This is a genomic window from Kosakonia sp. LAM2021 (assembly GCF_016620385.1).
Lineage (GTDB): Bacteria > Pseudomonadota > Gammaproteobacteria > Enterobacterales > Enterobacteriaceae > Kosakonia > Kosakonia sacchari.
Genome location: NZ_JAENHT010000002.1, coordinates 14,791 through 29,100 on the forward strand (window position 1 = coordinate 14,791; position 14,310 = coordinate 29,100).

A 14,310-nucleotide genomic window follows, 5' to 3' on the forward strand; every position below is an offset into this window, starting at 1 on the left:
AGCAATAAAACATCGCGATAACTCAATAATTGACAATTAAAAAGGCGGTAACGATTTTGATTCGTCAATACGGCAAGCTAAAATAGAAGGAATCATTATTCTTCATAAGAAAATTCTATGGAAAATTATCAGATCGATAATCTGGACCGCGGCATCCTCGACGCGTTAATGGCAAATGCGCGTACTGCATACGCCGAGCTGGCCAAACAGTTCGGCGTCAGCCCCGGTACCATTCACGTTCGCGTAGAGAAAATGAAGCAGGCAGGGATCATTACCGGTGCGCGCATTGACGTAAGCCCGAAACAATTGGGATATGACGTCTGCTGCTTTATCGGCATCATTTTGAAAAGCGCGAAAGATTACCCCTCCGCATTGGCGAAGCTGGAAAGTCTGGAAGAGGTAACCGAGGCTTATTACACCACTGGCCACTACAGCATCTTTATTAAGGTGATGTGTCGATCCATCGACGCCTTGCAGCAGGTACTTATCAACAAGATCCAAACAATTGATGAAATACAGTCCACGGAGACGCTGATCTCCCTGCAGAACCCGATCATGCGAACGATCCGCCCTTAACCGGGCGTTTTCATCCTCAAATAATACCCGCATTGTCCACAGGTAGATCCCAGCCCATTCACAGCGTACAATGCCCCCCTATTTATCGCCGAATGGCGAGTAAAACGGAGCGGGCTTCATGGCAGACATCACTCTTATTAGCGGCAGTACCCTTGGCGGCGCGGAATACGTGGCGGAACATCTGGCGGAAAAGCTGGAAGACACCGGTTTCAGTACCGAGACGCTGCACGGCCCGCTTTTAGAGGATCTCGCTTTGCAGGGTACCTGGCTGGTGGTCAGTTCCACCCATGGTGCGGGCGATCTGCCCGAGAACCTGCAACCGCTTTTAGACGATTTGAATGAGCAAAAGCCGGATCTGTCCCAGGTACGTTTTGGCGCTATCGGTATCGGTAGCCGCGAATATGACACCTTCTGTCAGGCAATCGAAAAACTGGAAGCTTCATTAAAGGCGTGCGGAGCAAAACAGATCGGCGAAACGCTGAAGATCAACATCCTTGATCACGATATTCCGGAAGATCCAGCGGAAGAATGGCTGGGATCCTGGAAAAATTTACTCAACAACGATTAAAGATCGTGCGATCAGATGTGGATAACTATGCTTAAAAGCACTGATAAACCGGTAGTTATCCCATTAACAACTGCAGTTCAGTTTTTGACTTGTGTATAACTAGCCATTCTGATCCCAGCTTATACGGTTCAGGATCACCGATCATTCACAGCTAATGATCCTGCCTAATGAATTGATCTTAAAGTGATGATCCGGGTTATCCACAGCACCTGTCGATCCTAATAAGAGATCACAATAGAACAGATCTCTACATATAAAAGATCTTCTTTTTAATAGCCGGGATCCGATCCTTTCTCACTGGACTAAAGTTGAGTAGAATCCACGGCCCAAGCTTCAATCCAATTTCTAACCGCTCAGGCGAGGCATACCACCATGTTTTATCCGGATCCTTTTGACGTCATTATCATTGGCGGGGGTCATGCAGGCACTGAGGCCGCAATGGCCGCAGCGCGTATGGGTCAGCAGACCCTGTTGTTGACACACAATATCGACACGCTGGGGCAGATGAGCTGCAACCCGGCGATCGGCGGTATTGGGAAAGGACACCTGGTAAAAGAAGTGGATGCGCTCGGCGGGCTGATGGCGAAGGCGATCGATCAGGCGGGTATCCAGTTTAGGATACTAAACGCCAGCAAAGGTCCGGCAGTGCGCGCGACACGTGCGCAGGCCGACCGCGTGCTTTACCGTCAGGCAGTGCGTACAGCGCTTGAAAATCAACCGAACCTGATGATCTTCCAGCAGGCGGTTGAAGATCTGATCGTCGAAAACGATCGCGTTGTTGGTGCCGTGACCCAGATGGGGCTCAAATTCCGTGCGAAAGCGGTGGTGCTGACCGTAGGGACATTCCTCGACGGTAAAATCCATATTGGTCTTGATAACTACAGCGGTGGTCGTGCAGGCGATCCGCCATCGATTCCGCTGTCGCGTCGTCTGCGCGAACTGCCGCTGCGCGTCAGTCGCCTGAAAACCGGTACACCGCCGCGTATTGACGCTCGCACCATCGATTTCAGCGTCCTCACCCAGCAGCATGGCGATAACCCGATGCCGGTGTTCTCGTTTATGGGTAACGCTGCGCAGCATCCGCGTCAGGTGCCGTGCTACGTCACGCATACGAATGAGAAAACGCATGATGTGATCCGCAATAACCTCGATCGCAGCCCGATGTACGCCGGTGTTATTGAGGGAATTGGCCCGCGTTACTGCCCGTCGATCGAAGATAAAGTCATGCGCTTTGCCGATCGTAATCAGCACCAGATCTTCCTTGAGCCAGAAGGACTGACCTCAAACGAAATTTACCCGAACGGAATCTCCACCAGCCTGCCGTTTGATGTGCAGATGCAAATTGTGCGCTCTATGCAGGGGATGGAAAACGCGAAGATTGTTCGCCCTGGCTACGCCATTGAGTACGACTTCTTCGATCCGCGCGATCTAAAACCTACGCTTGAAAGCAAATTTATTCAGGGTCTGTTCTTTGCCGGGCAGATTAACGGCACCACTGGATATGAAGAAGCTGCGGCCCAGGGGCTGCTGGCGGGGCTTAACGCCGCGCGCTTCTCTGCCGAAAAAGAGGGCTGGGCACCGCGTCGCGATCAGGCTTATCTCGGCGTACTGGTGGACGATCTCTGTACCCTGGGGACGAAAGAGCCGTACCGCATGTTTACCTCCCGCGCGGAATACCGCCTGATGCTGCGCGAAGACAATGCCGATCTGCGCCTGACGGAAGCGGGCCGTGAGCTGGGTCTGGTGGACGACGCTCGATGGGCGCGTTTCAACGAGAAACTGGAGACTATCGAGCGTGAACGTCAGCGCCTGAAATCTCAGTGGGTATCGCCAGCCTCTGAATATGCGCCAGCGGTCAACGAACATCTGACCGCACCGCTCTCGCGCGAAGCCAGCGGAGAAGATCTGCTGCGTCGTCCAGAGATGACCTACGAGCAACTAGTTCAGTTGACTCCGTTCGCTCCGGGCCTGGAAGATCAACAAGCCGCCGAGCAGGTGGAAATCCAGGTGAAATACGAGGGTTACATCGCGCGTCAGCAGGATGAGATCGAAAAACAGCTGCGCAATGAGAATACGCTGTTGCCCGCAACGCTGGATTACCGCCAGGTTAACGGGTTGTCCAACGAAGTGATCGCCAAGCTTAACGATCACAAGCCGTCGTCCATTGGCCAGGCATCACGCATCTCCGGGATCACCCCGGCGGCTATCTCCATTCTGCTGGTGTGGCTGAAAAAACAAGGTATGCTGCGCCGCAGCGCCTAATCTTACTTATCTGCCCGGTTTTTACCGGGCATTTTAATTCCACAGGTAACAACCGTGCTTAACAAACTTTCTCGTCTGCTCGATGAAGCAGGTATTTCGTTGTCCGATCACCAGCAACAGCAACTGGTGGCTTACGTCGAAATGCTGCACAAATGGAACAAAGCGTACAACCTGACTTCCGTACGCGATCCCAACGAGATGCTGATCCGCCATATTCTCGACAGCGTTGTGGTTGCGCCTTATCTGCAAGGCTCTCGCTTTATTGACGTCGGGACCGGCCCCGGATTGCCTGGCATTCCGTTGTCTATCGTACGCCCTGAATCGCACTTCACTTTGCTTGATAGCCTTGGCAAACGGGTGCGGTTTTTACGCCAGGTTCAGCATGAATTAAAACTGAGCAATATCGAACCGGTGCAGAGCCGTGTAGAAGATTTTCCGGCAGAACCTCCATTTGACGGCGTTATTAGCCGCGCTTTTGCTTCGCTGAACGACATGGTGAGCTGGTGCCGACATTTGCCTGGCGAAGACGGGCGTTTCTATGCGCTTAAAGGTTTAGTGCCGGAAGAGGAAATCGCGCTGTTACCCGCTGATTTGTGTGTAGAAACTATTGTTAAACTGCATGTTCCGCACCTGGATGGCGAACGTCATTTGGTCGTCGTTAAAGCAAATAAAGTTTAATTTTTATCAAAAAATGTATCATTCGTGCGGTTGCCGCGATGTTAAAAAATGGCATTAAAAACGATGATACGTTCGGTTACATTTAACCGTATTTTTACCAGGATTTTTCTGACATTTAACGATGAGAATTTTATTAACGCTTAAAATAATCAACTGTGAAAATATCAGCCCGCTAAAAATCGGCCTCGATAACGAAATATTGATGTTAAATAATTATTAAAAATGTCAATAAATCGTTTTCATAGTAGATGCGAGTGTTTTAAAAAGAGTTGTGATAAATCGGCTTAAATATCAGAAAGATGAAAAGTATCAAATTCCTGCTGCGATAAATGTGGCAAGCGCATAAATGTTTATTTTGTGACCGAGTGCACGCTTTATCATCAGGAATTTCGCGTTATTTGCACTTTTGTCTGAAGGTTCACAGTTTCTGCAAAAGTTTAAAAATAGCCCTTGGGAAAAATATTTAAACATTTATTCACCTTTTCGCTACTTATTGTTTGAAATCACGAGGCCGCACCGTATAATTTGACCGCTTTTTGATGCTTGACTCCGGGCCCCAAAGAACGTTTTATACGACACGCGGCATACCTCAAAGGGAGCAGGAGTTAAGAAACGCAATGTCTGTGTCGCTCTATAGTCGAAACGTTGCTCGCAGGCTTCTGCTTATTCAGTTTCTGGCAGTAATGGCAAGTGGATTGCTGTTTAGCCTCAAAGACCCCTTCTGGGGCATTTCCGCCGTGTGCGGAGGTATGGCAGTCTTACTGCCGAATATGTTGTTTATGATTTTTGCCTGGCGTCATCAGGCGCATACACCCGCTAAAGGCCGCGTGGCCTGGACCTTCGCCTTCGGTGAAGCGCTCAAGGTGTTGATGACATTCGTGTTACTGGTGGTGGCGCTGGCGGTTTTTAAGGTGGCTTTTTTGCCGCTGATAGTCACGTGGGTTTCGGTGCTGGTAGTTCAGATACTGGCACCTGCTGTAATTAACAACAAAGGGTAAGAGGCATCATGTCTGCAGGAGAATACTCAACACCGCAGGAGTACATCGGTCACCATCTGAATAACCTTCAGATTGACCTGCGTACCTTCTCACTGGTGGATCCGCATAACCCCCCGGCCACTTTCTGGACGCTGAATATCGACTCCATGTTTTTCTCAGTGGTTCTGGGTCTGTTGTTCCTGGTGATGTTCCGTAGCGTAGCGAAAAAAGCCACCAGCGGTGTCCCGGGGAAATTCCAGACGGCGATTGAGCTGGTGATTGGTTTTGTTCATGGTAGCGTCAAAGACATGTACCACGGCAAAAGCAAGCTTATCGCACCACTGGCCCTGACGATTTTCGTCTGGGTATTCCTGATGAACCTGATGGATCTTTTGCCTATCGACTTCCTTCCGTGGATTGGCGAGCACGTCCTGGGTCTGCCTGCACTGCGCGTGGTGCCGTCTGCTGACGTGAACATCACCCTGTCGATGGCGCTGGGCGTATTTATCCTGATTCTGTTCTACAGCATCAAAATGAAGGGTATTGGCGGTTTCGCTAAAGAGCTGACTCTCCAGCCGTTCAACCATCCGGTATTTATTCCGGTAAACCTTATCCTTGAGGGCGTGAGCCTGCTGTCCAAACCGGTTTCACTCGGTCTGCGACTGTTCGGCAACATGTACGCGGGTGAGTTGATTTTCATTCTGATCGCGGGTCTTCTGCCGTGGTGGTCACAGTGGATTCTGAATGTGCCGTGGGCCATTTTCCACATCCTGATTATTACGCTGCAAGCCTTTATCTTCATGGTTCTGACGATTGTCTATCTGTCGATGGCATCCGAAGAGCATTGATTTTTAACAACACTACTACGTTTTAACTGAAACAAACTGGAGACTGTCATGGAAAACCTGAATATGGATCTGCTGTACTTGGCTGCCGCTGTGATGATGGGTCTGGCGGCAATCGGTGCTGCGATCGGTATCGGCATCCTCGGGGGTAAATTCCTGGAAGGCGCTGCGCGTCAGCCGGATCTGATTCCTCTGCTGCGTACTCAGTTCTTTATCGTAATGGGTCTGGTGGATGCTATCCCGATGATCGCTGTGGGTCTGGGTCTGTACGTGATGTTTGCTGTCGCGTAGTAAGGGTTGCTTTTCAAGCAATTGTTTAGAACGTTAACCAGATAAGAGGCATTGTGCTGTGAATCTAAACGCAACAATCCTCGGCCAGGCCATCGCGTTTGTCCTGTTCGTTCTGTTCTGCATGAAGTACGTATGGCCGCCGTTAATGGCTGCCATCGAAAAACGTCAGAAAGAAATTGCTGACGGTCTTGCTTCCGCAGAACGAGCTAAAAAGGACCTTGACCTTGCACAGGCCAATGCGACCGACCAGCTGAAAAAAGCGAAAGCTGAAGCTCAGGTAATCATTGAACAGGCGAACAAACGTCGTTCTCAGATCCTGGACGAAGCAAAAGCAGAAGCCGAGCAGGAACGTACCAAAATCGTGGCGCAGGCGCAGGCGGAAATTGACGCCGAACGCAAACGCGCCCGCGAAGAGCTGCGTAAGCAAGTGGCTCTGCTGGCAGTAGCCGGCGCCGAGAAAATCATCGAGCGTTCCGTGGATGAAGCTGCTAACAGCGACATCGTGAATAAACTGGTCGCTGAACTGTAAGGAGGAGGGGCTGATGTCTGAATTTGTAACGGTAGCTCGCCCCTACGCCAAAGCAGCTTTTGACTTTGCCGTCGAAACTCAGAGCGTTGACCGCTGGCAGGACATGCTGGCGTTCGCCGCCGAGGTGACGAAAAATGAAGACATGGCAGAGCTTATTTCCGGCGCTTTAGCACCGGAAACGCTCGCTAAGTCGTTTATCGCAGTTTGTGGGGAGCAACTTGACGACAAAGGTCAGAACCTGATCCGGGTGATGGCTGAAAATGGTCGAATTAAAGTGCTTCCTGATGTTCTTGAGCAGTTTATTCAGTTACGCGCAGCCAGCGAGGCTATCGCAGAAGTCGAAGTGACTTCCGCGTCCGCACTGAGTGAAGAACAGCTTTCGAAGATCCGCGCCGCGATGGAAAAACGTCTGTCACGCAAAGTGAAGCTGAATTGCAATATCGATAAGTCTGTAATGGCAGGCGTAATCATCCGTGCGGGTGATATGGTCATTGATGGCAGCGTACGCGGCCGTCTTGAACGCCTTGCAGACGTCTTGCAGTCTTAAGGGGACTGGAGCATGCAACTGAATTCCACCGAAATCAGCGAACTGATCAAGCAGCGCATTGCTCAGTTCAGTGTTGTGAGCGAGGCTCACAACGAAGGTACTATTGTTTCTGTAAGCGACGGTGTTATCCGCATCCACGGCCTGGCCGACTGTATGCAGGGCGAGATGATTTCTCTGCCGGGTAACCGTTATGCTATCGCACTGAACCTGGAGCGCGACTCCGTAGGTGCGGTTGTGATGGGTCCGTACGCTGACCTCGCCGAAGGCATGAAGGTTAAGTGTACTGGCCGTATTCTGGAAGTTCCGGTTGGCCGTGGCCTGCTTGGCCGTGTGGTCAACACCCTGGGCGCGCCGATCGACGGTAAAGGTCCGGTTGATAACGATGGCTTCTCGCCAATCGAAGTTATCGCCCCGGGCGTTATCGATCGTCAGTCCGTCGATCAGCCGGTTCAGACGGGTTATAAATCCGTTGACGCCATGATCCCAATCGGCCGTGGTCAGCGTGAATTGATCATCGGTGACCGTCAGACCGGTAAAACCGCGATGGCAATCGATGCGATCATCAACCAGCGCGATTCCGGCATCAAATGCGTATACGTCGCTATTGGCCAGAAAGCCTCTACCATTTCTAACGTGGTACGTAAGCTGGAAGAGCACGGCGCACTGTCCAACACCATTGTTGTTGTGGCAACCGCTTCTGAATCTGCTGCACTGCAATACCTGGCGCCGTATGCCGGTTGCGCAATGGGCGAATACTTCCGCGACCGCGGTGAAGATGCGCTGATCGTATATGATGATCTGTCTAAACAGGCAGTCGCTTACCGTCAGGTTTCCCTGCTGCTCCGTCGTCCGCCAGGACGTGAAGCATTCCCGGGCGACGTATTCTATCTCCACTCTCGTCTGCTGGAGCGCGCATCCCGCGTTAATGCTGAATACGTTGAAAACTTCACCAAAGGTGAAGTGAAAGGTAAGACCGGTTCTCTGACCGCGCTGCCGATCATCGAAACCCAGGCGGGTGACGTTTCTGCGTTCGTTCCGACCAACGTAATTTCTATTACCGATGGTCAGATCTTCCTGGAAACCAACCTGTTTAACTCCGGTATTCGTCCGGCGGTTAACCCGGGTATCTCCGTATCTCGTGTGGGTGGTGCAGCTCAGACCAAGATCATCAAGAAACTGTCCGGTGGTATTCGTACCGCACTGGCGCAGTATCGTGAACTGGCTGCGTTCTCTCAGTTCGCATCCGATCTGGACGAAGCAACCCGTAAACAGCTGAGCCACGGTCAGAAAGTGACCGAGCTGCTGAAACAGAAACAGTATGCCCCAATGTCTGTTGCACAGCAGGGCCTGGTGCTGTTCGCGGCTGAGCGCGGTTACCTCGAAGATGTGGAACTGGCGAAAATCGGTAGCTTCGAAGCCGCTCTGTTGGCTTTCGCTGACCGTGATCACGCTCCGCTGATGCAAGAGATTAACCAGTCCGGTGGCTATAACGACGAAATCGAAGGCAAGCTGAAAGGCCTCCTCGATTCCTTCAAAGCAACCCAATCCTGGTAACGTCTGGCGGCTTGTCTTAGGGCAGGCCGCAAGGCATTGAGGAGAAGCTCATGGCCGGCGCAAAAGAGATACGTAGTAAGATCGCAAGCGTCCAGAACACGCAGAAGATCACTAAAGCGATGGAGATGGTCGCCGCTTCCAAAATGCGTAAATCGCAGGATCGCATGGCGTCCAGCCGTCCTTATGCAGATACCATGCGCAAAGTGATTGGTCACCTTGCAAACGGTAATCTGGAATATAAGCACCCATACCTGGAAGAACGCGACGTTAAACGCGTGGGCTACCTGGTGGTGTCGACCGACCGTGGTCTGTGCGGTGGTTTGAACATTAACCTGTTCAAAAAACTGCTGGCGGATATGAAAGCATGGTCCGATAAAGGCGTTCAGAGCGAACTCGCGATGATCGGCTCTAAAGGCGTCTCTTTCTTTAATTCCGTAGGTGGCAACGTTGTCGCTCAGGTGACAGGTATGGGTGATAACCCGTCCTTGTCAGAACTGATCGGCCCGGTAAAAGTGATGTTGCAAGCCTACGACGAAGGTCGTCTCGACAAGCTTTATATTGTTAGCAACAAATTTATCAACACTATGTCTCAGGTTCCGACCATCACTCAGCTGTTGCCGTTACCGGCTGCAGAAGATGAAGAGTTGAAGCGTAAATCCTGGGATTATCTGTATGAACCTGATCCAAAAGCGCTGCTGGATACTCTCCTGCGTCGTTATGTTGAATCTCAGGTTTACCAGGGTGTTGTTGAAAACCTGGCCAGCGAGCAGGCCGCACGTATGGTGGCGATGAAAGCCGCGACCGACAATGGCGGCAGCCTGATTAAAGAGCTGCAGTTGGTATACAACAAAGCTCGTCAGGCCAGCATTACTCAGGAACTCACCGAAATCGTCGGTGGTGCATCCGCGGTATAACCAGGTTAATTCGTAGAGGATTCATGATGGCTACTGGAAAAATTGTCCAGGTAATCGGCGCCGTAGTTGACGTCGAATTCCCTCAGGATGCCGTACCGCGCGTGTACGATGCTCTTGAGGTTAAAAATGGTAACGAGACGCTGGTGCTGGAAGTTCAGCAGCAGCTCGGCGGCGGTATCGTACGTACCATCGCCATGGGTTCTTCCGACGGTCTGCGTCGTGGTCTGGAAGTTAATGACCTTGCGCACCCGATCGAAGTCCCGGTAGGTAAAGCAACACTGGGTCGTATCATGAACGTGCTCGGTCAGCCGATCGACATGAAAGGCGACATCGGTGAAGAAGAGCGTTGGGCGATTCACCGCGCGGCACCTTCCTATGAAGAGCTTTCCAGCTCTCAGGAACTGCTGGAAACCGGTATCAAAGTTATCGACCTGATGTGTCCGTTCGCCAAGGGCGGTAAAGTTGGTCTGTTCGGTGGTGCGGGCGTAGGTAAAACCGTAAACATGATGGAGCTGATCCGTAACATCGCGATCGAGCACTCCGGTTACTCTGTATTTGCGGGCGTGGGTGAACGTACTCGTGAGGGTAACGACTTCTACCACGAAATGACTGACTCCAACGTTCTGGATAAAGTATCGCTGGTTTACGGCCAGATGAACGAGCCGCCGGGAAACCGTCTGCGCGTTGCGCTGACCGGCCTGACCATGGCTGAGAAGTTCCGTGATGAAGGTCGTGACGTTCTGTTGTTCGTCGACAACATCTACCGTTATACCCTCGCCGGTACTGAAGTATCCGCACTGCTGGGCCGTATGCCTTCAGCGGTAGGTTACCAGCCGACGCTGGCGGAAGAGATGGGTGTTCTGCAGGAACGTATCACCTCTACTAAAACCGGTTCTATCACCTCCGTTCAGGCGGTATACGTACCTGCGGATGACTTGACTGACCCGTCACCAGCCACCACCTTTGCGCACCTTGACGCAACCGTGGTACTGAGCCGTCAGATCGCGTCTCTGGGTATCTACCCGGCCGTTGACCCGCTGGATTCCACCAGCCGTCAGTTGGATCCGCTGGTTGTTGGTCAGGAACACTACGACACCGCGCGTGGCGTACAGTCTCTGCTGCAACGTTATCAGGAACTGAAAGACATCATCGCCATCCTGGGTATGGATGAGCTGTCTGAAGAAGACAAACTGGTGGTAGCTCGCGCACGTAAGATCCAGCGCTTCCTGTCCCAGCCGTTCTTCGTAGCGGAAGTATTTACCGGTTCTCCGGGCAAATACGTCTCCCTGAAAGACACCATCCGTGGCTTTAAAGGCATTATGGAAGGCGAATACGATCACCTGCCGGAGCAGGCGTTCTACATGGTTGGTTCCATCGAAGAAGCAGTGGAAAAAGCCAAAAAACTTTAACGCCTTAATCGGAGGGTGATATGGCAATGACTTACCACCTGGACGTCGTCAGCGCAGAGCAACAAATGTTCTCTGGTCTGGTCGAAAAAATCCAGGTAACGGGTAGTGAAGGTGAACTGGGTATTTTCCCGGGTCACGCACCGCTGCTCACCGCCATTAAGCCTGGTATGATCCGCATCGTAAAACAGTTCGGTCATGAAGAGTTTATCTATCTGTCCGGCGGCATTCTTGAAGTGCAACCGAGCAGCGTGACCGTTCTGGCTGATACCGCTATTCGTGGCCAGGATCTCGACGAAGCGCGAGCCCTGGAATCGAAGCGTAAAGCAGAAGAGCACATTAATAGCTCTCACGGTGACGTGGATTACGCTCAGGCGTCTGCGGAGCTGGCGAAAGCCATCGCGAAACTGCGTGTTATCGAGTTGACCAAAAAAGCGATGTAACACCGGCTTGAACGTTAAAAAGCCAGTCTGGTTTCCAGGCTGGCTTTTTTTATGGCTGCGTTCCCGTAAATATGAAACTGAAAGTGTGTTTTATTATTTTGTGATGCAAGTCACAAAAATGTTGATCGGTTAAAAAATGAGGCGTAGACTCTTTTTTTGTGAAGTTCATCACAGAAAATAACCTTCAGTCAAAGCAGGAAACCATTATGAAACTGATCAACAAAATCATCGCTCTCTTCAGCAACATGAACATCTCTTTCGGTACGTTCAATCATTAATTGCTGATATGCCGAGTGGCGCCACGCTTACCGTTGTGTGATAAGCGAGCGCCATCTGGCTACATCTTCAGTTCCGCCAGCACTGCCCCGCTATCCAGCACTTTTCCTTTGTTGTTCACGCTCTGCCCTTTCGCAATAAAATAATTCGTCTCATCAATATTTCCGGTCACTGCATCGTCATAGCGGCCCGGCGCACTGCGCACGGATTTGTTATTGGTGAATTTCCCCTGAGTAGACGCGTCACCGTAGGGGCTTGGGCGAAAAATAAAGTTAAAGCGTTGATTATCCGCAGCAATATTGTTCTCTACCACCAGCGCGCCAGGGTTAAAGTTGTCGGTGAAACCGTCCAGATGGTTAGCAATCGCTTTACTGTTCCGCACCTGATGTGCGACTGGCTGCCCTTCTCCCCCCAGTTTGAAACCGTTGCTGGTATTGTTGCTGGCAATAGAATTCTCGATCACCACAACACCGTTGCCACCGTCCTCAATCTTGTTAAACAAATCAAAACCGTCATCGATATTGTCATGGGAGTAGCATCTCTCCAGGCGGTTCCCGTCACCGACGCGCATCTTCACCGCGAAACCGTCAGCGTTAATTTTGCCCGGATCTTCATTCCCCCATGACTCAGCATCGATCACGCGGTTATGGCTCGCCCACAATGCGCGACCGATGTTTTCCGGTGAGGAGATTTGAATGCCGGTATCGTCATTACGCCAGGCGACCACTTTTTCGATCACATTATGGCTACCCTGCACGCGCAGGCTCTTGTCGGTGACTTCAATGCCATTGATATTCCAGTAGCTGGCATCAACCAGTAAACCGTGGATCACCGCTTTGCCATCGGCTTGCAGCGTTTTTGGTTTATCACGTAAACCGCTGGCGGTGAGCGGGATCTCTGCCCGGGCATAATCTCCGGCTTTCAAGTTAATTGTCCCGCCTGGCGGCAGCAGAGAGATTGCTGTTGGCAAATCCAGAGGCGATGCAGCGGTGCCTTCACCATCCGCTTTACCATCGGCTGCGGCATACAGAGTAGAAGCCATCGTTCCGGCAACCCTTTCGACAGTGAATGTCTGCGAGATGGGAGTTGTGTCTTTGCCGCTTGTCGGCGTAAAGGTCAGTGCAAAGGTGTTCTCTGCCGACAGGTGGGTTGGCAGAGTATACATTTCACCCGCTTTCACCGGTTTTTCATTACCGATCACCACTTCATTCTGCCGAACGCTAAACAAGCCATCATAATTAGCGCGTGCCTGCACCGTGTAGGCTTCGCCAATGCTTTGTGTGGGAGAGGCTATTTGTACGACAACCGGCAACGGCTTAGCCTGCCAGGGCTTCGAGTCGATAGTCTGGGCTTTGCTGGTGGTCAATGTGGCATCGCTGACCACGATTTTGGCGTTACGTGAGGCAAAAAAACCCACGTAATAATGCTCCTTATTCTGCACTGAAATCAGATCGGCGCGCGGTACGCTGCGGCTAACCCATTGATCACTACCCTGCGGTGCCCATGCGGTGATAAAACCGTCATTGGTACGCTCTAGTTTCAGGCGGAAGGTTGGCGTCTGGCGAAGATCAACCTCTTCCTGATAACTCTGTTTCGAGATCGTGGCGCCGGCGTTCCCCCACGGTTGACTGATCCCCTCGCGGGTGATCGCTTGCATCTTCACGCGGAAATTATCTTTTTTATCCTGAGTCATAATGGCGTTCATCACCATATTCGATGCCGCCGGAAACTCTTCATAACCCTCTTTCAGCGGCTGCTGGCGCGGAGCACCTATCACGTCTCGTACCAGCAAACCTGCACCTTCCTGCGCGGCGGGTTTTGCACCGTTTTCCGGACCGAACTGTTCAACAGTAATGGTCGCCTGTAAGACAAAATTTTCGTTACTGGGAAGCTGGGTATAAAAAAACGTCAGCCCGTCGTGGGAATTGGCAATTTTGCCGCCACGGCTTTCAATGGTGATCGGATTGGTTAACGTTGCCTCATCCGCGACTGAGAGCTTTTTACCGGCGATGGTGACATCATTGACGCCTATTTTTTCCGGTAACACATTCGATGAGAAATTCACGTCGGTAGATTGCCCGAAAGCAATAGCTTTCCAGACAGGGGCTGTTGCAGACAACGCAGGAACGGAAATAAGTGAACTGCAAACTGTTAGGGCCAGAGGTATTTTATAATTCATTCTATTCTCCTGATTGATAATTACCCGCCATTATCATCAAGATGAAACGTTGTTTCTTTTTTGTGCGTCACACTCTTTGATGATTAAAACACTGTTTTGTTTTTGTGCGATCTTTATTCAGGATGAAAATAATGGCTAACTCGTTGTATGAATTAGCACCCTCAGGATATGGCGCTATTTTTCAGCGGCAAACTGATTTACTCTGCGCACCAAATAGCCTTCAAATGGCCTGTAACAGCGGAACTTGGGCGTTTCGTCGGCAATC

General features: G+C 51.2%; 14 protein-coding genes. 13 read left to right on the plus strand and 1 reads right to left on the minus strand.

Annotation, left to right across the window (positions count from 1 at the left end; genetic code table 11):
- Window positions 1-117 precede the first annotated feature (117 nt).
- The 13 genes from asnC to JKP81_RS06580 all read left to right on the plus strand — a co-directional run bounded on the left by asnC (window position 118) and on the right by JKP81_RS06580 (window position 11,590).
- Window positions 118-576, plus strand: coding sequence for a transcriptional regulator AsnC (asnC, locus tag JKP81_RS06520; protein ID WP_007369362.1), 459 nt, complete (start codon window positions 118-120; stop codon window positions 574-576).
- 118 nt (window positions 577-694) lie between these two features.
- A complete protein-coding gene (gene mioC / locus JKP81_RS06525; protein WP_200551091.1) occupies window positions 695-1,144 on the plus strand; it encodes an FMN-binding protein MioC in 450 nt (149 codons plus the stop codon).
- A 372-nt stretch (window positions 1,145-1,516) separates the two neighbouring features.
- A complete protein-coding gene (gene mnmG, locus JKP81_RS06530) occupies window positions 1,517-3,406 on the plus strand; it encodes a tRNA uridine-5-carboxymethylaminomethyl(34) synthesis enzyme MnmG (RefSeq protein ID WP_200551092.1) in 1,890 nt (629 codons plus the stop codon).
- Window positions 3,407-3,460: 54 nt separating this feature from the next.
- Complete coding sequence (gene rsmG, locus JKP81_RS06535) at window positions 3,461-4,084, plus strand: 16S rRNA (guanine(527)-N(7))-methyltransferase RsmG (protein WP_200551093.1); 624 nt, start codon at window positions 3,461-3,463, stop codon at window positions 4,082-4,084.
- 617 nt (window positions 4,085-4,701) lie between these two features.
- Window positions 4,702-5,082, plus strand: coding sequence for a F0F1 ATP synthase subunit I (gene atpI, locus JKP81_RS06540; RefSeq protein WP_017458042.1), 381 nt, complete (start codon window positions 4,702-4,704; stop codon window positions 5,080-5,082).
- Window positions 5,083-5,090: 8 nt separating this feature from the next.
- Window positions 5,091-5,909 (plus strand): F0F1 ATP synthase subunit A, encoded by an 819-nt coding sequence (atpB, locus tag JKP81_RS06545; protein ID WP_017458043.1) that lies wholly within the window; start codon window positions 5,091-5,093, stop codon window positions 5,907-5,909.
- 48 nt (window positions 5,910-5,957) lie between these two features.
- Complete coding sequence (atpE, locus tag JKP81_RS06550) at window positions 5,958-6,197, plus strand: F0F1 ATP synthase subunit C (RefSeq protein ID WP_007369368.1); 240 nt, start codon at window positions 5,958-5,960, stop codon at window positions 6,195-6,197.
- A gap of 58 nt (window positions 6,198-6,255) precedes the next feature.
- Window positions 6,256-6,726, plus strand: a complete 471-nt coding sequence (atpF, locus tag JKP81_RS06555) for a F0F1 ATP synthase subunit B (RefSeq protein WP_017458044.1) — start codon at window positions 6,256-6,258, stop codon at window positions 6,724-6,726.
- 13 nt (window positions 6,727-6,739) lie between these two features.
- Entirely contained in the window at window positions 6,740-7,273 is a 534-nt protein-coding gene (gene atpH / locus JKP81_RS06560; protein WP_017458045.1) for a F0F1 ATP synthase subunit delta, read from the plus strand.
- A 12-nt stretch (window positions 7,274-7,285) separates the two neighbouring features.
- Window positions 7,286-8,827 carry a F0F1 ATP synthase subunit alpha gene (gene atpA / locus JKP81_RS06565; protein ID WP_131412997.1) on the plus strand — a complete coding sequence of 514 codons (1,542 nt, stop codon included), beginning with the start codon at window positions 7,286-7,288 and terminating at the stop codon, window positions 8,825-8,827.
- A 50-nt stretch (window positions 8,828-8,877) separates the two neighbouring features.
- Window positions 8,878-9,741, plus strand: coding sequence for a F0F1 ATP synthase subunit gamma (atpG, locus tag JKP81_RS06570; protein ID WP_017458047.1), 864 nt, complete (start codon window positions 8,878-8,880; stop codon window positions 9,739-9,741).
- 26 nt (window positions 9,742-9,767) lie between these two features.
- Window positions 9,768-11,150, plus strand: a complete 1,383-nt coding sequence (atpD, locus tag JKP81_RS06575) for a F0F1 ATP synthase subunit beta (protein WP_017458048.1) — start codon at window positions 9,768-9,770, stop codon at window positions 11,148-11,150.
- 20 nt (window positions 11,151-11,170) lie between these two features.
- Window positions 11,171-11,590, plus strand: coding sequence for a F0F1 ATP synthase subunit epsilon (locus JKP81_RS06580; protein ID WP_017458049.1), 420 nt, complete (start codon window positions 11,171-11,173; stop codon window positions 11,588-11,590).
- A 337-nt stretch (window positions 11,591-11,927) separates the two neighbouring features.
- Here the strand turns inward: JKP81_RS06580 and JKP81_RS06585 are convergent, their stop codons facing one another.
- Window positions 11,928-14,045: a right-handed parallel beta-helix repeat-containing protein gene (locus JKP81_RS06585; protein ID WP_200551094.1), complete on the minus strand. Its 2,118-nt coding sequence runs from the start codon at window positions 14,043-14,045 to the stop codon at window positions 11,928-11,930.
- Between the last annotated feature and the right edge of the window lie 265 nt (window positions 14,046-14,310).